General features: G+C 35.8%; 18 protein-coding genes. 15 read left to right on the top strand and 3 right to left on the bottom strand.

Annotation, left to right across the window (positions count from 1 at the left end; all coding sequences use genetic code 11):
• Positions 1–5 precede the first annotated feature (5 nt).
• From ABIB50_RS18695 to ABIB50_RS18675, 5 genes are all read left to right on the top strand, one after another.
• Positions 6–2,207: a cytochrome P450 gene (locus tag ABIB50_RS18695; RefSeq protein WP_429382193.1), complete on the top strand. Its 2,202-nt coding sequence runs from the start codon at positions 6–8 to the stop codon at positions 2,205–2,207.
• On the top strand, positions 2,197–4,023 hold the full coding sequence (locus ABIB50_RS18690; RefSeq protein ID WP_429382191.1) for an ABC transporter ATP-binding protein: 1,827 nt from the start codon (positions 2,197–2,199) through the stop codon (positions 4,021–4,023). Before ABIB50_RS18695 ends, ABIB50_RS18690 begins: the two co-directional genes overlap by 11 nt.
• Before the next feature lie 629 nt (positions 4,024–4,652).
• Positions 4,653–5,801 carry a glycosyltransferase family 4 protein gene (locus ABIB50_RS18685; protein WP_429382189.1) on the top strand — a complete coding sequence of 383 codons (1,149 nt, stop codon included), beginning with the start codon at positions 4,653–4,655 and terminating at the stop codon, positions 5,799–5,801.
• The gene (locus ABIB50_RS18680) at positions 5,794–6,735 is read left to right on the top strand and encodes a glycosyltransferase family 2 protein (RefSeq protein WP_429382187.1); all 942 of its coding nucleotides are present in this window, start codon (positions 5,794–5,796) and stop codon (positions 6,733–6,735) included. The genes ABIB50_RS18685 and ABIB50_RS18680 overlap by 8 nt, the downstream gene beginning before the upstream one ends.
• Positions 6,736–6,776: 41 nt before the next feature.
• Positions 6,777–7,766, top strand: a complete 990-nt coding sequence (locus tag ABIB50_RS18675; protein WP_429382185.1) for a UbiA family prenyltransferase — start codon at positions 6,777–6,779, stop codon at positions 7,764–7,766.
• A gap of 54 nt (positions 7,767–7,820) precedes the next feature.
• Here ABIB50_RS18675 and ABIB50_RS18670 read toward each other — a convergent pair whose 3' ends face one another.
• The 3 genes from ABIB50_RS18670 to ABIB50_RS18660 all read right to left on the bottom strand — a co-directional run bounded on the left by ABIB50_RS18670 (position 7,821) and on the right by ABIB50_RS18660 (position 12,541).
• Positions 7,821–8,975, bottom strand: a complete 1,155-nt coding sequence (locus tag ABIB50_RS18670) for a polysaccharide deacetylase family protein (protein WP_429382183.1) — start codon at positions 8,973–8,975, stop codon at positions 7,821–7,823.
• 11 nt (positions 8,976–8,986) lie between these two features.
• A complete protein-coding gene (locus tag ABIB50_RS18665) occupies positions 8,987–9,973 on the bottom strand; it encodes a glycosyltransferase family 4 protein (RefSeq protein WP_429382181.1) in 987 nt (328 codons plus the stop codon).
• A 336-nt stretch (positions 9,974–10,309) separates the two neighbouring features.
• Positions 10,310–12,541 (bottom strand): gliding motility-associated C-terminal domain-containing protein, encoded by a 2,232-nt coding sequence (locus ABIB50_RS18660; RefSeq protein WP_429382179.1) that lies wholly within the window; start codon positions 12,539–12,541, stop codon positions 10,310–10,312.
• Between the two features lie 308 nt (positions 12,542–12,849).
• Between ABIB50_RS18660 and ABIB50_RS18655 the strand changes: the two genes are divergently transcribed.
• The 10 genes from ABIB50_RS18655 to ABIB50_RS18610 all read left to right on the top strand — a co-directional run bounded on the left by ABIB50_RS18655 (position 12,850) and on the right by ABIB50_RS18610 (position 24,228).
• On the top strand, positions 12,850–13,626 hold the full coding sequence (locus ABIB50_RS18655; protein ID WP_429382177.1) for a polysaccharide biosynthesis/export family protein: 777 nt from the start codon (positions 12,850–12,852) through the stop codon (positions 13,624–13,626).
• 34 nt (positions 13,627–13,660) lie between these two features.
• Positions 13,661–15,982, top strand: coding sequence for a GumC family protein (locus tag ABIB50_RS18650; RefSeq protein ID WP_429382175.1), 2,322 nt, complete (start codon positions 13,661–13,663; stop codon positions 15,980–15,982).
• Between the two features lie 37 nt (positions 15,983–16,019).
• The gene (locus tag ABIB50_RS18645) at positions 16,020–17,003 is read left to right on the top strand and encodes a glycosyltransferase family 10 domain-containing protein (RefSeq protein WP_429382174.1); all 984 of its coding nucleotides are present in this window, start codon (positions 16,020–16,022) and stop codon (positions 17,001–17,003) included.
• Positions 17,004–17,121: 118 nt separating this feature from the next.
• Positions 17,122–18,402, top strand: coding sequence for a polysaccharide biosynthesis protein (locus ABIB50_RS18640; RefSeq protein ID WP_429382172.1), 1,281 nt, complete (start codon positions 17,122–17,124; stop codon positions 18,400–18,402).
• Positions 18,399–18,956 (top strand): acyltransferase, encoded by a 558-nt coding sequence (locus ABIB50_RS18635; RefSeq protein ID WP_429382170.1) that lies wholly within the window; start codon positions 18,399–18,401, stop codon positions 18,954–18,956. The genes ABIB50_RS18640 and ABIB50_RS18635 overlap by 4 nt, the downstream gene beginning before the upstream one ends.
• Positions 18,957–18,963: 7 nt before the next feature.
• Positions 18,964–19,938 carry a hypothetical protein gene (locus tag ABIB50_RS18630; RefSeq protein ID WP_429382169.1) on the top strand — a complete coding sequence of 325 codons (975 nt, stop codon included), beginning with the start codon at positions 18,964–18,966 and terminating at the stop codon, positions 19,936–19,938.
• Between the two features lie 235 nt (positions 19,939–20,173).
• Positions 20,174–20,590: a hypothetical protein gene (locus ABIB50_RS18625; RefSeq protein WP_429382167.1), complete on the top strand. Its 417-nt coding sequence runs from the start codon at positions 20,174–20,176 to the stop codon at positions 20,588–20,590.
• A 197-nt stretch (positions 20,591–20,787) separates the two neighbouring features.
• The gene (locus ABIB50_RS18620) at positions 20,788–21,897 is read left to right on the top strand and encodes a hypothetical protein (RefSeq protein WP_429382165.1); all 1,110 of its coding nucleotides are present in this window, start codon (positions 20,788–20,790) and stop codon (positions 21,895–21,897) included.
• 75 nt (positions 21,898–21,972) lie between these two features.
• On the top strand, positions 21,973–22,974 hold the full coding sequence (locus ABIB50_RS18615) for a glycosyltransferase family 2 protein (RefSeq protein ID WP_429382163.1): 1,002 nt from the start codon (positions 21,973–21,975) through the stop codon (positions 22,972–22,974).
• A gap of 6 nt (positions 22,975–22,980) precedes the next feature.
• Positions 22,981–24,228: a glycosyltransferase family 4 protein gene (locus tag ABIB50_RS18610; RefSeq protein ID WP_429382161.1), complete on the top strand. Its 1,248-nt coding sequence runs from the start codon at positions 22,981–22,983 to the stop codon at positions 24,226–24,228.
• Positions 24,229–24,257: the final 29 nt, after the last annotated feature.

The following is a 24,257-nucleotide window of genomic DNA, read 5'->3' as shown; positions in this document are numbered from 1 at the left end:
AAAACATGATTTCTAAAGCATTGAAATATATTTATCGGTTACTAAAGCAAGTTTGTCATGGGGAAACTGATGACGCAGGACCAAAAGAAGAGCGCTTACTCTTTACGTTTGGTGGTCGCTCTGAAGGTTGGCCAGGTTTGGGTAGGACGCTTTATACTAATGAACCATATTTTAAAGCAGCCATTGAATCTTGTAACCGTATTATAAAAAAAAATGGAGGGGTAGATATACTGTCCTATTTCGAAGCTCCTATTGAAGCAAATTACTACCGTGGGGAAGAAAATTTTATTTGTATAACTGCTATACAAATCGCCACTGTCCAGCTCTATAACGAAAATGGAATTTTCCCAAATGCAGTCCTGGGTTTAAGTTTAGGCGAACCCAGTGCAGTATTTGCAGCCGGTGCATTAACTGTTGAAGAAACAATAAAAGTAATATTAAGCGGTATGGAAATTCATAAGAAGGCCGATAAAAATTATATTTTCCTGTTTTTTAAATTGGGTATGGCCGAGGGCGTGCAGCTTTGCAAGAAATGCCCAGTATGGAGCGAAGTAGTATATGAGGAGAGCTCAGACAGCCTAATCATTGTTTGTAATCAAGACGATATCATACAATTTAAGTCCTTCACCGATGCGCAACAAATTAAATTTAAACCAGTGACGACGATAACTAACTTTCCATATCATACCTCGTTGATAAGTTTATATTATCACGCATGGGAAAACTTCGCTAACATCATAGAACCGAAACCGCTGAAATGTGATTATTATTCTTCCGCAATCGGCAAATGTATTCCAAAAAACACCCTACTAGATAATATACATTGGTTTAATATTATAGTCAAGCCGGTGTTACATGATACTGTTTTGCGCCTTGTTTTAAAAGAAGGCTATGAAAGCGTTCTGCAAATTGGCCCCCCTGCAGTTTCAGACCGGCAATGGAATCAGCTCGACCCTAATCACCGATTAAAAATATTTGATACATTTCAACTCGGTTGCGTTTCCGAAATTTCCCATTTAAACTTCAACCTTGGCGAGTTGAAAGCAAAAATATTTAAACCCACCTTTCTTAACGAAAAGCCGAAAGCCGTGTTAACTGATATTTTAAAATCATTTGATATACATGCGATTGACCTACATGATCAATTAACCTACTTGAAAAAAAATGGAGAAATACATTTCCTGCCGCTTCATAATTCCTGGATGGTTTTGGGGTATGATAAAACAGATTATATATTAAAGAACCCTGATTTATTCTCAAGCTCTGCCTACAATCAAATTGATAAGGTGTTAATGGGAGCGGACCCTGAGTCACATAAAATGGTTAGGGAGCTCTTACAACCTTTGTTTTCCTCCCAGACAATAGCTGAAGTAAGCCGAAAAACGCTAAACGTGGCAGAAACACTGCTTGATCCGCTTTTTGCTTTAGACCAATTCGATTTAGTAAAGGATTTTTCGGATCCATTATCACAAATAATTATTTGCGATTTTATGGGATTTACGCCGTCCGAGGGGCTTGAAGTCAGAAACGTTTTGGGAAGAGACTACCATAATGGAAACTTTTTTCAACGTTTAGAACAATATTTTAATAATGATTTTGAATTAGCGGACCATCAGGGTGATGATAATTTTGTAGGTAAAATCAAAAAGGCACAGGAAAATGGACAATTAACGAGAGCCGATGCGACGTCGTTACTTAGACTAATACTATCAGCTGGTATTGCCACAACGAGTACGGTAGTCGGTACGGTATTAAATAATTTGAATAAAACACCTGAACTTACAGCACAAATTCAAGGTAATGATCAATTGCTAGCTAAATATGTGGAAGAATGTTTAAGATTGGAGACTCCCGCCCATTATGTTAGGCGAATAACTACGCAACCGGTTGAAATTTCGGCACAGCATTTGCCGGCTGGTGCACATATTTATATCAATTTAAGAAGCGCAAATCGAGACGCCGATCATTTTGTCAACCCAACAGTATTCTCTATAGATAGACCCGCCAAACGAAATCTCGTGTTTGGATCGGGTATACACCAATGCATTGGAATGGGGATTTCCAGGGCAGAGGTGCGTAGTGCAACACAAGTAGCTTTGACCAGACTAGAGCAGCTGAATGGTTATACTTGGGAAGCCCCAGAATATTTTAAAGATTCGGAAGTACAAGCAATGATAACACTAAAATTAAAACGAAGTGGAAATTAACATTAAGAGGACAGTCAAATTATTATCCGAAATAAAGTTGATGCGTACTTTACGGCTTATTTGGTCATTAACGCCAGTCGCCACATCTATTACGTTAGTAATGATAGCTGTTGAAAATGGATTGTTCTTATTGACCGCGTATCTGTTCAAAAATTTGTTCAACATTATTGTTCATAACACCGTATTTGCACCTCCGGCACTAGCGCTGATCAATAAATACTTGATTGAATTATTTATTGTTATCCTTTTGTATGTTATCGCTAAGTCCGTTTCCGACTACGTGAATCGGCTACAGGCCGCTAAGGTCGGCGAATATATAGATGATAAAATTCATGCCAGTGCGGTCAGTCTTGATTTGGCTTTTTATGAAAGCCCGGCCTATTTTGATACACTAAAGCGGGCCAAAGACGCCGGATTAGAAGGGCCAAATGCGGTTGTAATGGCTTTAGCCAACGTAGTAAAGACCGGGATTATGTTTTGCACATTAAGTTATGTCATTATCACTATAAATTGGTTGCTGCTGCCAATTCTGACGCTATGTATTATTCCCACCTTCTTCGTGAAAATCAAACTGGCGGAAAAGCTGCATGACTTGCGAATTGCTCATACGCCTATGGAGCGGAAAGCCACTTACATCAGTTCTTTGATAACAGGAGATTCTTTAGCAAAAGAGGTAAAAGGATTTGGGTTGGGAGGTTACCTCAAAGAACTGTATTTAAGTATACGTTTAGAGTTAATGAGCCAAAGATTGCTGATTGTTCGAAAAAGCACATTTTATGATATCATTACATCGATTTTAGCTAGTATTGGTTTTTTTTCTTGTATCATTTTTTTCTGTTACAGTGCGATCAAAGGTAAAATAAGTGTCGACAACATATCCTTATTTATAGTGGTATTTCCCCAATTATTTAATATTCTCCAAACGCTCTCGCAAGGTTTGACCGGGTTGTACCAAAACAGCATTTTTTTAACACAGCTGTTTAAAGTTTTTGATTTAAATCCGCTACTGGTAGACAATCCAAATCCAATTGAAATACCCGAAGATTCATCCGCTATATTAACGGTCGAAGACGTTAGTTTCACCTATCCCAATTCTTCAGAACGAGTTTTACATAAAATGAATCTAGAGATTCATCCGGGAAAAGTAGTAGCTGTGGTGGGGTTAAACGGCGCCGGGAAAACGACACTTATTAAACTGTTATGTAGGCTATATGATCCCACATTTGGTCAGATTAAAATTGGAAATATAGATGTGCGAAGATTCAAGACTGATGATTTTAGGAAAAAAGTTAGCGTCGTTTTCCAAGATTTCGGGCGGTATAATTTTAGCGTAGCCGATAATATTCGTTTTGGAGATATCAGTGGTGACCGATCTGAAAAAGATATTGTAAATGCCGCTACAGCATCAGGCGCGAATAATTACATTGATGAATTTCCCGAAGGATATAAAACAATTATGGGACGCATATTTGAAGACGGCCGCGAAGTAAGTATTGGTCAATGGCAAAAATTAGCAATAGCAAGAGCTTTATTCAGCCCTTCAAAATTCATTGTATTAGATGAGGCAACGAGCGCATTGGACGCGCTATCCGAATATGATTTTTTTAAAATGTTTAGAAAAAATATTGGAAATAGAGGCGCGCTTATTATAAGCCACCGGGTGTCGGCTGTTAAACATGCAGATTACATTTACGTAATGGCAAATGGCGAGGTAGTGCAATGTGGTACCCATCAGCAACTTATAGCAATGGAAGGCAATTATGCGGCTTTGTTTAGCGACAAAGAAGAAAAATCGAATGAGCAACAACCGATGTAATTTATTTAAGGGAAACATTTGGAATATGGAAATTGTCTTTCGATTTCCCCATAATAAATCAGAGCAGCTTGATACAATACAAAAGCATTGATAGCAGATATAATCAGCAACCATTTGCCATAAATAAGAAATCTTAGGAAAGCGTTTTGATAAAAACGCGCGTTAATTTAAACTAAATTTCGGTAATCATCAATTATCATATTTTCACGAAAATTCAGCCATATTAATATGTATACTTGAAGTTGAAAAACGATCGGTATCAGTAATAGGTTAATTATTTGATATTCAACTTTTAAGGTAATTTAACTACTTAACCAGAAATTTATGTTTTTGAAAAATCGGTTTTCAAAACTGAATAAATAGGAGAATAAGTATTTCGATAACTTCTGCATTGGCCTCGCCATTTGCTATGTTAAGGTGGTGATTTGTTAGTCCAATTGTAATCAAGTTGTCAAACTCGTTTTTAATGTAAAAGCCATTGTTTTTTCTTGCCGCGAGGGTAATATATAAAGCCGGAACTAACGAATGATTTCATAATAATTTACATTGTACGGGGAGCGGTCAATTAATAATCAGCTCATTTAACAACCTGTGTTAACTAAATTACTTTTATAAGCTAAAATATCCAGATGGAATATAGAATTGCTATTGTTACAACTTGCAGCGAAGACTGGGGCGGAAGTGAAGAATTATGGGCTAAAACAATACCGTATTTGCAATCATACGGCTATACCATAACGGTATATAAAAAGAACTTAAATCTCAATCATCAAGAGTTTATAAAATTGGCCCGAAGCGGTGTGGAGCTGCAAGAACTGAATATCACCAAAAGTCCATTTCATCGTCATATTGCAAAAAGAATTTTTAACAAAATATGCGGTAAGGAAACCCCTTACAATACAGAATCCCAATTGAAAATGTTGTTAATTTTAAAGAAGCCTGTTTTATGTATCATTTCTCAAGGCATAAACTTTGACGGAACTGGCTTGGGATATATATGCTTGGAAAATAAAATTCCTTATGTGTTAATTGCTCAAAAAGCAGTAGATTTTTATTGGCCGCCAAATGCTGACCGGGCTGCAATGCGTAAAGTTTATATAAATGCCATGAAATGTTATTTTGTCGCACATCACAATAAGCTTTTAACTGAAGAACAATTTGGCGTGCGATTGGTTAATACAGAGATTGTGTCTAACCCTATAAAAATTAAAAGAGAAATTCTACCGATGCCGACCATAGATGACGGTTATAGACTTGCCTGTATCGGCCGTTATTTTTTATTGGATAAAGGACAAGATATTTTAATTAGAATAATGGCCGCTGAAAAATGGAAAAACAGGCCTGTTAGATTATCGTTTTTTGGAACTGGTGACGATAAAACCGGGCTTGTTGAAATGGCTAAATTACTTAAAGCTACGAATGTGGAATTTTTGGATTACTATGATGATATGGAGCAATTATGGCTGGATCACCATGCCTTAGTATTAGCCGCGCGCAGTGAAGGTACACCATTAGTTTTATTAGAAGCGATGGCCTGTGGCAGGACGTCAATTGTATCATATGCCGGTGGCAACTCTGAACTAATTACCGATGGAGAATCGGGATTTCTTGGACAGGCGAACGAGCGTGATTTTGACGACGCGCTGGAACGTGCCTGGCAACAGCGAAATGATTGGGAAATTATTGGGCAAAGGGCGCACGCTCATATCGTAAGTGTAGTACCTCAACTTCCGCAGGAAGAATTGGCAAAGTCATTAATGTCATTACTTAATGAATAGTTTGCCTTTAATATCTGTCATCATTCCTACTTATAACAGGGCGCTACGAGTTGTTAATGCTATTGAAAGCGTATTAAATCAGACTTATAAAAACGTGCAGCTTATTGTTGTGGATGACGGATCGGAAGATGGGACATCATTAGCACTACAAAAATTTCCGACTATCAATTATATAAAGGTTCCACATGGTGGACAAGCTTTAGCTAGAAATCAGGGGTTACTATTGGCTGAAGGGAGCTATATCGCTACCTTGGACTCAGATGATGTCTGGGAAAATAATTTTTTGGAAATTTGTTTGAAAATGTTGGAAGAGTGCCAGTTGGATTTTGTTTTTGCAAACTGGATGCAAAATTCAAAAGATGGGACTTCTGTTAATTGGTTTTCTGTCTGTGAAGTGTTAAAAAGTACTTTGAAAGAGTCAAGCGAAGAATGGATTATGCTTAAAAATGAAAGTTTGCGAAGCTTATATTTAACCGGATGCCCTTCGCCTTCATCTTCTCTTTTATTAAGGCGAGCATCCATAAAGTCTGTCTGGGAAAGTTCATTATGCATCGCCGATGACTGGTGCCTTTTGTTGGATATGATTTTTAAGGGAAAGTGCAAAGCGGCTGTTACCAAACAAGTTTTATGGGCTAAAAATATTGATGGTCAAAATATATATGACGGGAATAACTATGTAGACGTATTGAGGGACTTATGGGTACACGACATTGATATCCTATTTCAACGATTTAAAGCTGTTTTCACAGCTAAAGAAACTAGAACATTTAAAAAGGAACAAGCCATGCTGCTTATGCAATATTCATTATATATTTTAAAAGTTAATAAAGAATATAGAACGAGTTTTGTGATGGCAAAGAAAGCTTTTAAAATAGTTCCTTTTATTGCTTTTAAATTTTTATTTAATCGGTTAAGTATCTTCAATTATAAGTAGCATCATCAGATTTCAGCCACGAACGTTTTTTAGCCTCGTATATGCTTAAAATCATTAAAATAATTAGATCCAACGAATGGTGGGAATATAAATTTCCGCCTATATTTTCCGTTGGATATCTTATAATTTTAAAAAATGGTGGCACCGCAAAACATTTATTTCCAGTTTTTTCAGTAGTACTTTTGGCTTTAATCACTGGGGCAGCCTATGTAAGTATACTTAACGATGCCACAGATGTAGATGACGATGCTCGCGCTCGTAAGAACAACAATATGGCTGATTTCAATTCAATACAAAAAACACTATTCGTGATTTTTCCGTTATTTGTTGGTTTATGTTTTCTACTTATTTTTTTTAAAAATTCGATATTAGTTTCTACCTTATACTTACTATCTTACATCTGTTTCACATTATACTCTTTACCGCCATTCCGCCTCAAAAAAAGAGGGTTTGCTGGCGTTTTGGCAGATGCCGCAGGTTCACAGTTATTCCCCACTTTATTTTTAACTGCCTATATATACAACCAAATTAACGTATCGGTAAACTTAGGGCAATTTGCAGCGACTGGTATTTGGTCTTTTTGTTTTGGTATTCGAGGTATTCTTTGGCATCAATTCAAAGATAAGAATAATGATACCTTAAGTGGAATAAAGACTCCCGTGCAAGTGATAACGCCGGGTCAGTTTAAAATTGGAGCGGTCGGTATTATGATCGTCGAGATGCTTTCATTTACATGGATGATTTTGTCGTTTGATTTTCCATGGGTAATATTTTCTTTGGCATTATACGTTATTTACGTCTTACTGCTCTACAAAAGGTGGCATATTAATCTTATAATCATCCAACCCATCGCTACGCCTTATCGGATATTTATGAATGAATATTATCAGGTTTTTTTACCTCTTCATGTGCTTATTTCTGTCATCATTTTAAGCCCAGACTTCATATTTTTATTATTTCTCCAATTAATTCTTTTTCCCCGGAACATTTTTAGAATCAGTAAGGAATTTTTAGCATTAATTTGTTACTAAAAAAATGATACCGTTGTCTTGTTATAAATATCTCTTGTTACGGAAGTGATGTTATTAATTATTGATGATCTTTGATTTGATGTATAGCAACCGTTTTTTAATTAGTGAGATTGTTGTGGCGAAGGTTGGTGATGTGTTGCTAAGCAGTTTAAGGGAACTGTGAAAAGCAAATATTTCTGACAATCGCATATAGGGAGCGCTGGCAATGAGACGGGATTTATCGTCGATAGTTAAATAATTGCCATTGGTGGCTCTTAAAATAAATTCATTGTTCAGGACTGGAATAAAATCGAATACGCCAGTAGCGTCAAGTGTTTTTTTATTTACAACTATTTGGTTCCCGTTGTTTTCATCCACGCTTAAATAAAATTTTTCAGCCGATTGAATAGCTACTTTTCCAGAAGGTAACATTTCCAATGTAAAAGATGAACTTAGTTGCTTTTTTGGAGAAACATAGACTGTATCGCTAGAGTCGGCGATCCATACAACCTTCTTTTTTCTTGCCATTAAATAGATGGGATACTCTCGGTTTGCTGCTTCACGTATAGACGCTATTTCATCTAAAGCAATGAATTTATAGCCTGAGGCCTTGAGTTTAGGGATGAGACTTTTCAATAATTCCAGCGTTTTATTTTGGGGTTTGACAAAATCCATGTCGGCGATGTCATCATGGAAAAGAATAATTCCTTTTCTAACCTTTGAAATGTCTTCCAGATACGCATTAACGGCTTCGTCCACCGATCTGCCCAGTCGCCAAAAGTAACAGTCCATTCCACCCATGTCCCAATGTATTGGTCCAATATGTTCAAGTGTACTAAATAAATTAGAATTTAAGTTCATTGCGACCTCTTTGGACCATTTACCATAAGGACTTCTAAAATATGTGGTTTTATTTTTGATATATTTCCTGATCAGTGTGTCAGTACGAATAATTTGGTTTTGAATATCTCCGTTTATAGACCAATAATACGTCATATCCGGATGATCATAGGTGTGATTTGCTATAATATGGCCAAAGTTTTTTAGGGCTTGCAAAACTTCCGGATACTCATAAGCATACTTACCAACAACAAAAAAAGTCGCAGTGATATTTTCTTCGAAAAGATATTTTCCTATTGATTCACTATGTTCGCCTGGGCCATCATCAAAGGTTATACAAAGGGTATGGTCGTCAAGTCTACTGCCATTAAAAGAATCAATTGAAAACATGTAAGTATTGATTAATTAAAATACTGTAAATAATTGGCGGCGACTATCGAACTTGAGTGTTTTTCCAAATAAGTAGCTAATCCATCTTGATGTGAAATATCGTTTGTGTTATCTTTTAGAAAACTCTCCAGGAGAAAATGAAGTTGAATTTCATTCCCCATTTCAAAATTTTTGCCATGTTTTCCGACTGCTTCATGTAGTCCACCAGCATTGGCAGCAATAATTTTACAACCACATGCCAGTCCCTCCAACACAACCATCCCGAATCCTTCATTCTGCATAGATGGGATTACCATAACCCTGCATTTATTTAAATGAACTGCCAATTGCTCTCCTTTTAAAGTACCTTTGAACTTGATTGATTCTGTTAAATTTAATTGCTTTGTCAATTCATTTAAGTTAGCTTTCTCTGGTCCATCCCCAATAATCAAAAGGCTGAACGGAAATTCAAGCCGGCTACAGGCCCTTATTAAAAGATCAGCCCCTTTTTGCGAAACCAATCTTCCCAAAAAAACGAAATCGATACTTCTTTCAGTTTGAGGGATAACTTTAAATATTTCCTCATCATAACAATTTCGAATAACCGTAACATTGTGACTGAGGTGGTTAGCTATGCTTTTGCTAACAGCAACATTAGTGTTAGCGAAAGTATTGACAACGTTCTTTAGTTTATTCATTATTCCATGTTTGTCACAGGATGAAAAATCGTTATGAGATATTATCCAATTCTTTTTAGGATGTAAAAACATCAGCCAAATTCCTTTCAGAGAAATGTTGGGCATAAAAAACGTTGTACACCATAGGAAAAGCTGGATTGATTTGATGAAATTTGGGCGGTAAAATACTTCACAATATTCAAAAGGCTCACTTTGTTTCTGATAAGTGATTACCTTCACCGCATGACCTTTTTCTACAAAATTTTTAATCAACAAAAGCGTTTGGTTTTCTATTCCGCCCACTGAAGGATAAAAGACAGTACTGTAAATTAATATATTCATTTAAGTTCACTACCAATTGAGATTGGCAATTTTTTTGAAAAAACAACTTTTTAAAATGTATTATTATGACAGGGGAATCACGTTACTTAATCACTATAGTCAATGCTGCAATTTTTCCGGTTAAAAAAACTTGATACAGTGGTAATTCTATACGATAAATTATCTTACTCCAAATTAACAGATGTTTTTTTAATATTTAGGTTTTTACTTGCAAAATGTAAATTTTTTTTCTGATTTATTCGATAATAGTCAAATAGCCTTTGTTATTATGTGCCTGATCAATATAAATCCTGGTTTGATGGGTTGGGCTGCTCTGTCGTCCGAACTGTTGAGTTGCTAATATTTTAATATAAAATACCCTATTTTTCGTTTAGTCTGACGATTCGCGGCATATTCAATTTGATAATAATAGGTTCCTTGTTGCTGAAAACTGCCGGAGATGTTTGAATGGCCATCAAAAAATTTAGTGATATTGTCATAGCCTTTAGCCTCGAATACCTTAACGCCATTTCTGTTGATGATGGTTACTTTATTATCCGGATAATTCTCTAAACCTTCGATTTGGAAATAATCATTTTTACCGTCTCCATTGGGCGAGACGGCCTGATGTATAACCATTCTGTCAATATCTGTATTCCTGTCGGGCTGAATTGGCAATGGCTGCAATGGTTTAAAATCACCATCGCCCTCATTGTTTTTTTCCAGACCAGATTGACTTGTCGTATTACCTGGTTGCGCGGGGGCTACGGGGTTATCAGGTTGGGTTGCAGAATCTTTTCCATCGTTATCAACCGGTGCTATGGGAATTGCCGGCTGGGTAACAGCTATTGGATTAGTTGAAATGTCATCTTTTACCGGACTGTCGAATGGCGGCGTGCTTCTGATTATTTTTAACGTGTAAATTTGAGTAGTAATTCCGTCTGGGGCGGTGACTACAATATTCAATAGGTTTGTTCCCTTAACTAGAGCGATTGAAGTTGATAAAGATCCTATTATAATTTTAGAGCCATTTACATTGACTGTAGCTTTGTTGTTGCTTGCTATCGCATTTACTTTGAAACTATTAGTTGTGTCGCTCAAAGTTATCTGATAGGATGTAATTTGGGGCGAAAACTGCGGATTTAAACTTCCCGCGCTGGTACTTAGTTCGGAAAGCCTGGCGTCGTTACTGTTGGCGATGCCTAAAGTAGAAAAGGTGATAGTATCGCTTAAAGCGGTTCCAAAATCATTAGTTGCCTTTAAATAATAATAGTAGTGGGTCATAGGCTTTAACCCTAAAATCGTTAGCGCGTTGATATTACTAGTTCCATTCGGTACATTTCCCCCTGAAGTTGCGATAATTTCCGTTGTGTTAGCTAGGTCAGGACGTTCACTATAGAAGAAAGTGACAATTGTATTACCATCATTGGCGTTGGTAAATCCGTTCAAGGTGGCGCCGCCTGCGCTCACAGAAGTTGGCAAACTGGCAGCAACGCTAGGAGGGTTCAAGACATTTTTTGCGGGTAGACTAATGCTTATAACCAATGGGAAAGTCGCTGTGCCAGCAGTATTATAAGCTGTTATAACATAGGATTTGGCGGCCGTTGCACTAGTGGGGGTACCTGTGATTTGCCCATTTAAGTTATTAAAGGTTAAGCCAGCCGGCAATGAATCGCTGATAGCATAACTTGTCGCAGTTGAGCGCCTTAAAGTGTTACTGCCAAAGTCGGCAATAAAGATATTCCCTGAAGAATCGAAAGCCGACTGACGCGGCGAAGATAAGTTATCGGATATAGTTGTGGCAACACCTTGTGCACTAATTCTTTTTACGGCGTTGTTTCCGAAATCAGCTACATATATGTTTCCGAACTGGTCTTTACTTAAATGACGCGGGCCATTAAAACCTAAGCTGTAGATACTTTTTGTTAAGGTGCCTGGTGCGATCTTGATAATGTCACCTACACTTTGCTCGCTAACATATATAATATTTTTTGCGTCAATTGCCATACCGTATGGAGTAGTTAACCCGGTAACATAGGTGGTCGCTGTTGTATCACCAGCGGCAATTTTTAGTATTTTTCCATCCAAATAATTCGCTACAAAAGCATTATTGTTTGAATCAAATGCGATGCCATACGGATCATTGAAACCATGAATTGTTGCGATGAGCTTACCTGTAGCATCGTATTTTAGTACGGTATTGTCAGTGAATTGCGAGACAAAAATATTTCCGATCGCGTCTATGGCAACTTCAGATGCTTGCGAACTGCCACTATTGATCGTGAATAGCAGCATTCCTTCAGGACTATATTTACTGATATCTCCAGTCGTGTTGTTCGTAGTATATATATTATCGGCTGCATCAATGGCTAAGCTAAAGGGCGTAGTGTAATTCGCAAACAAACTGCTGGGGCCATAGTTGGCAGGGTAGACCTTGCCTCCTGTATTTGTAGGGCTTAAAGTCGATATCGGTTTTCCGGCAACGAACACAACTGGTGTATCATACCCAATTTTAGGTACTGATTGAGCATGAGCTATCCCAATGATTGCAGCGATATTAAAAAGCAAATATAGTACACTCTTTTTCAAAACCATGATGTTTAGCGATTTGAAATTTTTCCAAACTGCCTTTTCTACGGATGATTGCGGAAAGTTGTTTCATAAAAAAAAGACTATATAAAGCCGCCAGTCCTTCGCCTTATAATTGAATTAGTTTCTATAGGAAGTGAAAAAGTTTCTCGAAATTGGATAATTAAGAACGCTCTAAAATCATTTGGCGTAAAATAATTAGCGAAAACGAAACTATTTGGCTGATTAATTCGAATAAGGGTGTTAATTATGCCTTTCAGATTTTAAGAAATGCGATTTTAATTTATCTTTGCCAAAACAAATACGACATGAATAAGAATTACCGCTTCCTATTATTTCTTTTAACTATAATTTATTCTTCCTGTACAAGTTATAAAAAGGTTAATTATTTTCAGGGACTTAATAGAAATAGCGACATTAGTTTGCCCATAAAAAACTACGCTCCGATTACTATACAGCCTGGAGACATTTTGGGGATTAACGTAAGCAGTTTGAGCCCGGAAGGTTCAGCTATATTCAATGCAAGTTCAAATGTAAGTACCGGCGCTCAAGGTAGCGATGCCGGAAACTCGGTATTAGGTTACTTGGTAGATGAGCAAGGGAATATCCAGCTTCCGCTGATTCCTAAGATAAAAGTGGGTGGCCTGACTACCTCCGAAGCTCAGTCCGTTTTGCAAAAAGCAATCTTAAAATTTTTAAAAGAACCGTCTGTTAACGTCAGACTGTTAAATTTCAAGTTTTCGGTTTTAGGCGACGTAGCCCATCCTGGCGTTTTTAATATAAAGAATGAACGCATTACTTTAGTAGAGGCGTTAAGCTTGGCCGGCGACTTAACCGTTACCGCCAAGCGGGAAAATATATTATTAATTCGTGAAATAGATGGGGAACGAAAATTTGTAAATATCGATATCACCTCGAGCGCCTTATTCAACTCGCCATACTATTACCTAAAAAGCAATGATGTTTTATATGTCGAAGCGGGAAAGGCAAAATATGATGCTACCAGTTCATTTACAAGAGGTCTTCCTGTATTCATTAGTGTTATTTCCCTAGTGCTGGTAATTTTTCAACTTGCCAAACATTAATTAACTTGCAGAATTAGTAACTACTATAGCTTTTATGATAGAAAATGAAACTTTCAATTTAAGGGAAATATTTAAAAAGGTTTTATTTCATTGGCCGCTGTTTTGCACTTTCCTGATAATATCGTTTATCATAGCGTATTTTTATTTGCAGTTTACGCAACCTTTATACGTTGTAGAAGCAAAAATTCTAATTAAAGATCAAAAGAATAAAGCAAGTGAAGGGGCGGCATTACAGGAATTAAATATGAGTGGCTCCAGCAAGGGCGTGGATACCGAAATGGGCCTGATGACCTCAATTCCCAATATCGAACAAGTTGTGGTGGATTTGCAACTATGGGTAAACTATAGGGAATTAACGCCATATTACAGCGTCAAAGATATTTACGACAGAACTCCACTTAAATTTAAATTGCTAAAGGCAGGTAAACCTTTATCGCAGGAGACCTTTGATATTACCATCATCGACGAGGATAGTTTTTTAATAACTGGTTCTGACCGAAAACAACGTAAGTTGCTATTTAAAAGTGAATTTACTAATGATTTCGGGACATGGAAATTAGATACTACTCGTTACCTTAAAAGCTATATCGGAAAGTCCATACAAATTCATTTAGAAAATATAAAAGATGTTGTTCGACAATATCAGAACAAAATTGACGTGGAAAATTTTGTTAAAACTAACCCTACTATTGATCTTAGCATCATAGATGAGGTTCCCGAGAGAGGTCGTGCAATTTTGAACGATCTTTTGCGGGTTTACACTGCTGCCTCTGTAGAAGATAAAAGAAGATCGACCCAAAGTACCCTTGATTTTCTAGAGGTCAGATTAAATTCATTAACCGCGGAATTGAATGGCATCGAGAGTAATTACGAAGGCTACAAAAGCGCCCGGGGAATAACCGAAATTTCTGCTGAATCGACTAAATATTTAGCCAACCAGCAAAACACGGATACCAAACTTAATGATATTAATATCCAATTAAGCGTAATAGAAGGAATTGAGCAATACGTGAATTCAGATAGGGGTGAGGATAACCCACCAGCCACAATAGGAATGAATGATCCTGGTCTTATCGGATTAATAAAGCAATTAACTGATTTACAATCACAGAAAATTAGGCTGTTAGCAACCTTACCAGAGACGAATCCCTTGTTTACTCCCATTGATCAGCAAATCAAGGCTGCAAAGATTGCTATTAAAGAAAACTTAAAAGGTATAAAGGCATCTTTGATCAGAACACGAACTCAGTTACAGGGGCTGGGTGCTTCTTATCAATCTTCCATACAAAACATTCCGACACATGAGCGGGAATTAGTAGATATCAAGCGCATGCAGGGAATAAAAGAGAACTTGTATATTTATTTATTGCAAAAGAAAGAAGAGATAGGTTTAGATTACGCTTCTACTATTTCAGATGACCGCATCGAAGAACAACCACATTATGGCAATCCAAAATCCCCAATTCCGAAACAAGCCTACGCTATTGCATTTTTGGCGGGAATATTGCTTCCTGCAGGCTTAGTTTTTGGAAGAACGGCAATTAGGAATACCGTTTTGACCAGAAATGAGATATTACGCAAAACAGGGGTTCCGGTGTTAACTGAAATTAACCTAGAACCCGGGCTGACGGGTATTGTAGTCGTTAATTCAAAAACTTTTATTGGTGAACAATTCAGAAGTCTGCGGACTAAAATCAATTTTTTGGGAGGAAAAGAGTCGGCTGGTAAGGTGATACTGGTAACATCAAGCGTGTCGGGTGAAGGAAAAAGCTTTATATCATCTAATTTAGGCGCTACTTTAGCAGTGTCTGGCAAAAAAACTATTGTTTTAGAATTAGACTTACGGAAACCAATGTATTCAGAGATTTTTGGTTTAGATAAAAATAAACCAGGAATAACCGATTACCTAATAGGAAAAGCTTCAAAAAACGAAATAATTCAACGAATAGCCATTGTTGATAACTTGTTTCTTATCGATTGTGGAATAATACCGCCGAATCCATCAGAGCTGTTGCAAAGTAAGGAGCTTAATTTATTCATTGATGAGTTACGTAAAGAATATGACTACGTTATTCTTGATACTCCGCCTGCTCATTTAGTGACAGACTCAACTATTCTGGCTCCAATCACTGACATTAGCTTATTTGTTATTAGACAAGATTATACATCTAAAAATGAGCTGCAATTCATTAATGATTTAGCTATTGGTAAAACATTTCCAAGAATGAACATTGTTTTTAACGGCACACAAAACGAGAAACATGGTTATGGATACGGTTATGACAATAATAGCTATTACATACAATCACCTTTGAAATTGAAAAGCAAAATGCAAAGGTTTTTTAGTAGATTCTGAATAGTTAACTTTATGGTGATATTTTGTACTTAATAGTATGATAAAAATTATTTGGTTATCAAATGGGTCTGTAAATTTTGCTGATGATATTTCGGTCAAATATTTAAGTGATAATGGAATTTTTTATACTGACAAGATTTTGTTAGCTGATATCATATTATTTAAAGATAAAAGCAAAAGGTATAAAATTTATAGTTATCTGTTTTTTTTAAAAAAAATGATGATTTGGACAAATGAACCTTATTTTGAAACGACAGATACAAAATTTTATCGAATTAGGCGAACTATAATGAACGTTTACAGCCAAAACGTTTTTGTCAATAATCTTCATTTTTTAGGCTCTTATCATGAAAATTCTCTTCAAGATTTGGGTATAGATATAAAGTCCTCTAACCTTAAATTAATGACTAAAGAAATTTATGACAATAAGCATAAATTTTGCGTTGCTATCTACGGATATCATGATCCAAACACCTCTGATATTTTTATCAATGATAATCAAGTAAGTTTGAGAAAATACAGACAAGATCTTGCATTTTTTTTATACAAGAAAGGTAAGGCTGACATCATAGGGAATCGTTGGCCAAAAGAAGTTGTAACCACTGAGAAAAGTGGGTTTCAAAATGGAGATGACAAATGGTGCCTTAGAAAAATTGAAATTATGAAAGACTATAAGTATAATGTTTGCATAGAGAACACTGCTTTCCCGAATTACTGCACTGAAAAAATCTGGCATTCTATATTGAGTGGATGTCTTCCGATATATTATGGCAAAGGAACAAATATCTACAATAATTTTGAATCAAACTCATTTATTGATTCTTCAGAATTTACCTCTTTTGAAGAGTTGTTAATTTTTTTGGAAACCCTTTCCCTGGAGGAATATATTAATCGATTTAATAAGTGCTATAATTCTTTTATTAACTCGTGGAAGGAAAGAGAACGTAATCACAATTCAAAGTATGAGATTATTGATGAGTTTATTAAAGAGATCAAATATTTGAGTGGCCAAAGTGTTTAGAACTGATAATAGTGATGAAAAATAATTTTAGGTATGGATTTTCCTGATTTCATTAGGGTCGAATTTGGTAATTATTTCTTATCCTTAAAAAAGCAATTTGCTTATTTTAACAATTACTATGTTACGTAATGGATATGAAAACATATTAAAATGGGGTAAACTGATTGCGTTTACTGGCTTTATACAAGCATTTATCCAATTGTTAGGCTTATTATCCGGATTTTTGATTATTCGAATGTTATCAACTAAGGAATATGCATTTTATACATTAGCAAATACTATGCTCGGTACTATGACAGTATTAGCCGATGGCGGTATTGCTTCAGGAGTAATGGTAGAAGGCGGAAAGGTTTGGCGGGACAGAGGAAAGTTAGGTATTGTGATAGCTACAGGTCTTAAGCTCCGTAATAAATTTGCCATAATCAGTATATTTATTTCGATGCCTATTCTATTTTGCTTATTGATGAAGCATGGCGCTGGCTTTTTTCAATCATTATTAATAATGTTGTCTTTAATACCAGCTTTTTTCGCAGCTTTAAGTGATAGCCTTCTAGAAATTAGTTCGAAATTGCATCAAGACCTTAGCAAGTTACAAAAGAATCAAGTTTATACTGTGATCGGGCGATTTGTGATGTTAACCGGCTCGATTGTTATATTTCCTTGGACATTCATTGCACTTTTAGGAAATGGTATACCGCGAATTATAGCAAATATCCCTTTGAAAAAAATTTCAGATATCTATGCTGACAAAACCCAAAAAGCAAGCTCGAATGTTGAAAAAGCGATTGTAAGCATTGTGAAAAAATCATTACCGGGAGCTATTTATTATTGCTTATCTAGTCAAATTACCTTATGGCTGATTTCGGTCTTCGGATCAACCCAATCAATTGCTCATATTGGAGCCTTGGGCCGTTTAGCCGCTGTAATGACAGTTTTTACAGTACTTTTTAATATACTCATTGTTCCACGGTTTGCTAGACTGGAAGATAATAAAAGGGTATTGGTATCTAGATTTATCTTAATCGAAGTTTTCCTTTTTATAATTGGATTAGTTGTAATCGCTTTCGTTATTTATTTACCCAAGCAAATACTGTTGGTTCTAGGGAATGATTATTCAAATCTTAGTGCTGAGCTCACACTGATTGCCGTATCAAGTATTTTGAACATGATATTAGGAGTCACCTACTCCGCTTTAGTAGCACGGGGTTGGATTATAAGACCAATAATTTATATATCAATTAATATAGCAGTTCAATTAGTGTTAATAATTCGTATGAACCTTTCGGATACTCAGAATGTGTTGGTTTTTTCAATCATTGATTATTTGATAAGTTATATAATTGTATTATTTTACTTCGTATATAAGATAATAAAACTCCCTGAAGCTAATTTAATATGAATCAACCTTATTCAGCCTTACTAAGGGATAAATGCTTAAAAGTGTTTGCTTTTATAAGAGTCTTTTATTACAAATTGTTAGGTATGAAGATTGGCCAAAATACTTCTATTGGGTCTATTAAATGCAGATGGCCAAACAAAATAAGTCTTGGTAATAATTGTATGATAGAAGACAATGTGATGTTTAAGACCACTCACCCATTTTTGGAGAGCAATGTGATAATTATTGGTAATAATTCATTTATTGGTTTTGGATGCGAATTTAATAGCAGTGCTAAAATTAATATTGGTAATGATTGTCTTATCGCAAGTTATACAACTGTTGTTGATACTGGTCATGCGGTCGATAAATGTTTTAAAATTAACGATCAGGCGGTTTTAAGTGAAGAAATTACGATTTTGAATGATGTATGGATTGGGAGTAAATGTATTATATTAAAAGGTATAAAGATTGGTCAAGGCAGTGTAGTGGCCGCGGGTTCTGTAGTAAACAAGTCCATACCGGATTATGAAGTATGGGCAGGAGTTCCTGCCCGTTTTATAAAGAAAAGATAAATCAAAGATGCAATTAGTTATTTGTACCCTTTTTGAAGGCGGATATCATTATGGTGTGGCCGCCTTAACAAACTCACTGATTAGTCATGGCTACCAAGGAAGCGTATATGCCGGATACCGTGGTGAGATACCTGTTTGGGCTAAGTCTGCAGTTTCAGACCCAAACTTGTTTTGGCCAGGTTCAAAAACATTAAGGTGTAGTGAAAAAGTAGTAATTCACTTTCTACCCTTGGAGACAAGATATCATTTCACGAATTATAAGCCTGATTTTATGATAGAATTGTTAGATGGTCCCGCTAAAGGTGCTAAAGGTATATTTTATTTTGACCCAGATATTGTACTTAGTTATAACTGGAGTTTTTTCCAAGAATGGATTAGTTACGGTGTTGCCGTTTGTGAAGATATCAACTCGCCTCTTGCGATGAATCACCCTCGTAGACTTGCTTGGCGAGCGTTTTTTAAAGGAAAATCTGTTAATCTTAATTTTAAAGAACCTTACTATGCGAATGGTGGTTTTATTGGAGTAAAGGCAGAGAATCGCGACTTTTTAATTAAATGGAAAACTATCCAAGAAATAATGGCACCCTTATTTGGTGGATTGAGTAAATCGACTATAATTGAAAAAGGTTCGATGATAGAATCGTTAGAGGATGATTATAGCGCTTTCTCTAAAACTGATCAGGACGCTTTAAATATATCAATAGAAGCCTATAACGGACATGTTAGTTTTATTGGAAAAGAAGCCATGGCGTTTAAATCAGGAGCTACTTTAATTCCACACGCACTTGGGATAAATAAGCCGTGGAATTCGAATATTTTTTCACAACTAATCGTTGGTCATACACCTCGTTTAGTTGATAAAGAATATTGGGAATTTGCAAAAAAAGGGCCAATTAAGTTCCATTCATCGGCACTTGTTTGGAGGAAAATAATTTCAATTAAAATCGCGTCGCTTGTAGGAAGATTCTATAGCAGAGGTTAGAGCTTAATTCAATAAAATAGTATTGAGTTAGATTAAATGAGTAATTGTTCCCAGAAAAAATGATTAATATTGAAAGGATACTGAAAGTGCAAAGCGCCGCTATTGTAGAATGGGGTACGTATGGAGTTGCATTGTGCGTAGATGTTAATTTGCCGTTACCACAAAATCACCCAAGCAAAGTAGCCTGGAGGAATCTTTTTAGTAAAACCCTGATACCCTTAATTTTATCGAGTCGATGTATGCTAATGGGGTTTTTGTAGGTATAGATACTAATTATCGTAATTTTCTTAAAAGGTGTAAAGAAGCTCACGAAATTATGGCAACATTGTTTGGGGGATTAAGTCGATCATCGTTTGCGGGCATCAATTTTGCTGAAGAATTATTAGACTTTTACTACCCCTTTTCTAAAACAGATAAAGATGCATTAAATAATAAACTTGATTTTATTAGGCAAGAGGCGATGGCCGTTAAAAGCGGTGCGGCGTTGATGCCAAATGTGGGGCTTAATAAACCATGGACTTTAAATACATTTGCCCTGTTATTTGATGTGCTAGCTCGCGGCTTGTTGATAGAGAGTATTGGAAATTTGCAAAAAAAGCCCCTATTAAATTTCATCAGTTGCCATTATTTATCGCAGATTAGCTGCTATTAAACTGCCGCTTGTGGGAAGGTCTTACAGCAGGTAATAAATAAAGTTGTTAACAAGTAATTGAAGTGTAAGAATTAAGCTTATTATATCTGAAAGAAGCTATAAAATGTGAGCATAGAATTCCTTAAATTAAGCAAAATTATATGTTACCTAATTATCTTAACTACTATTAAAATTTGACATAGTTTGAATATAAGAAAATGAAAATCGTGTTTCTGTGTGGTTGTTTAGAACCAGGATGTGACGGCGTAGGTGATTACACCGCTAGGTTAGCTTCAGAATTAATCCTACAGGATCATAACGTTTCGGCAATTTCATTAGTTGATGATTATAAAAATGAAGTTTTTACAGAAAAACAGCATATTAAAAATGTTGATTTTCCAGTGATGAGATTGCCGTCAAAGCTGAATAATGCGGAAAGAATTAAATTGGTCAATGAGTGGATAAATAAATATGATCCAGACTGGATCAGTTTGCAGTTTGTAATTTATTCGTATCATCCTAAAGGATTGCCGTTAGGTCTAACAAAATTAATGGCAGGTATTGGAAACCATGTAAAATGGCATGTTATGTTCCATGAAATATGGGTGGGGATAGGCAAAACGTCCTCGTTGAAGCATAAAATTATCGGACAATTACAAAAAAAAATTATTGTCTCGATGATAAAATTAGTAAACCCTAAACTTATTACCACGTCAAATATTTTATACAGTACAATTTTAAAAACTATAAATATTGATTCAATAGTATTACCTTTATTTAGTAACATAGCTATAGCACCTTTAAATAAAAATTTTGTTTGTAGTGTGCTAAATAAATTAGGCATCAATAGTGAAGAAGAGCTTATGCATTGGAGACTGGCAGGTAGTTTTGGAACATTACGACCAGATGCAAATTTTGAACAAATACTTAAAGATCAATTATTTTTATGCGAATCTGAACAGTTAAATATGGCATTTATAGCGTTTGGAAGAATTGGGGATATTGGTATCGCAGAATTTAATCGGTTAGAAAAAATATTGGGGAATATTAAATTTATTAATTTAGGTGAACAAAGTCAAGAAAATATATCCAATGTAATGCAGTTACTTAACATAGGTATTTCTAGCACACCATTATCTTATATTGGTAAAAGTGGCGTATTTTCGATTATGAAATTTCATGGGCTTGATGTTATAATACCTGGTGACGAACAATTTCCTGAGTATCTTTTTCAACTAAAGAAACATTTATCAGAAATTTCTAATAAGAATTCAAATATTTGGAGCGTTTCAAGGATTGCTAAAAACTTCTTGAAATTATTGTCGTAATGGTAACCAAACTGTTAAATAATTTATGATAATAATGAATTGAAATTTTTAGTTCAGTAAATTATTAAAAAGCCTATGGAAAAAATAAAGATCTCTGTTTGTATACCAACTTTTAATCAATGCTCCTTTCTTGAGCTATCAATTAAAAGTGCGTATAATCAGACTCTACCTCCTGACGAAATTATAGTATCTAATGATAGTAGTACTGATGAGACAAAAGTACTATTAGATAGGTTAAGTAAAGAAATTAGTATTTTAAGAGTTATTAATCAGCCTGTTAATCTTGGAATGTCGGAAAATACAGATCTCTGTTTAAAAGCGGGCACTGGCGATTTAATAGTAAAACTTGATTCAGATGATTATTTATCACCACTATATATTGAAAAGCTATCTAAGTTACTAATTGATAATCCTGAGGCAGGCTATGCTCATGCGTGCGTTCAGGAAATTGATCAAGACGGTGTTTTTACAAGAGAAAGACGTTTAGCAAGAAAATCTGGTTATCAAACCAGTTCGGATGCTTTAAAAGCATTTATAAAAGGATTCCGGGTAGCCGCAAATATATTAATATACAGAAAAGAGGCGCTATTGAAAGTTGGGTATATAACTCAAAAATCTGTTAATTTCGCGGAAGATTATTATTTAGGCGCATCTTTGGCCGATGCCGGTTTTGGAAATGTTTATTTAAATGAAATATTGAGCTATTACAGGGTTTGGAATGATGCTGGGCAAGTTCGACAGCGTAGAAAATTAGCTGAAATTAAAGGGGTGCTAAAAGTATTTGAAGAGATATTAGAGCCCGGTTACAAAAAACGTGGGTGGAATACGGCAATTCTCAAAAAGAAAAGGGCCGATTTTGCTTGTGAACATGCCGATAGCTTATCCTGGAAGATATATACAGAAGAAGAAAAACTTGAATTGAAAAATGAATTAGCGAAATTTTCATCTTCATTAAGAGCCAGATTAGTTGCTTCAATGTATTTGAATGGATTTGGTAAAATTCTATCAACTTTTGGGCAATTGAAAGTGTCAATAAAATCACTGAGTAGGAACATTCTATTACGATCACAACAATAATTATTAATGAAGACTGTTCTTGCACACCCTACTGGAAATCGTAATGTACGGGCAATACTTCAAAGTTTAATAGACGCAGATCTATTAGCAGAATTTCAAACCACAATTTCAATTAATAAAGCCGAGCGATGGATTAAATTGTTACCTGAAGGAATCCGCCGGGAAAGTTTAAGACGATCTTATAATGTATCACCTCAACAATTGTGGACACACGGTTCATTAGAGTTTGCAAGAATGATTCTTCCTAAAATAGGCTTAAAAAGATTTGTCACTGATGAGAACAGCTTTGCTCATATATATTCTGTTTATAAAGAATTTGATAAAGCGGCGTCTAAACGATTAGCAACTTTAGCTAAACAAATAAGTATAGATGCTGTATACGCTTATGAAGACGGAGCGTTGTCCTTATTCGAACAAGCAAAGAAGATCGATTTGAAGTGTATATATGACCTTCCTATCGCATATTGGGAAACAGGAAGGATGCTCATGCTTGAAGAAGCTGAACGATTGCCAAAGTGGGCAAATACTCTTGCGGGCGGTATATTAGATTCTTCTGAAAAACTTGAACGGAAAACGCAAGAAATGGAGTTGGCTGATGTAGTTGTTGTGCCAGGGGAATTTGTTATGAATTCATTACCCCAATGGGCACAATCTAAAAAAATTATAATGGCCCCATTTGGTTCGCCAATAATAGATATTTCTGCTGCGCAACCGAAAAAAAGCGTTAAGCCCTTACGGGTGCTATTTGCAGGTTCAATGGGGCAGCGTAAAGGTTTAGGAGACTTATTTGCAGCAGTTAAATTATTGAACAACAAAGATATCGAGCTTGTTGTTATGGGATCTTTAATGGAATCGATGATATTTTACAGAAATGAATTTCAGAATTTTACTTATGAACCAGGCAGACCGCATGATGAAGTTTTGGCACTTATGCGCACTTGCGACGTTTTTTGTCTACCTTCAATTGTGGAGGGAAGGGCGTTGGTTATGCAGGAGGCCATGTCTCAGGGCTTACCGCTTATAATTACCGAAAACACAGGCGGTCGCGACCTGATTATAGAAGGCGAAACTGGTTACCTTGTACCTATACGCTCGCCCCATGCAATTGCAGAAAAATTGAACTGGTTTATTAACAACCGATCTAAGGTGGGAGAAATGGGGGAGATGGCAAAAAAACATGCTGGGAATTACACATGGGAAAAATATGGAAATGTCGTCATTGAATCAATAAAGAAATATTTAAACAATGCTTGATAATTGCAAGTTTGCAAATAAACTTATGA

This window comes from Mucilaginibacter sp. UYCu711 (assembly GCF_050433825.1).
Taxonomy (GTDB): domain Bacteria; phylum Bacteroidota; class Bacteroidia; order Sphingobacteriales; family Sphingobacteriaceae; genus Mucilaginibacter.
The sequence above is the reverse complement of the archived record's forward strand: the minus strand, read 5'-3'. Positions and strand labels throughout refer to the sequence as shown.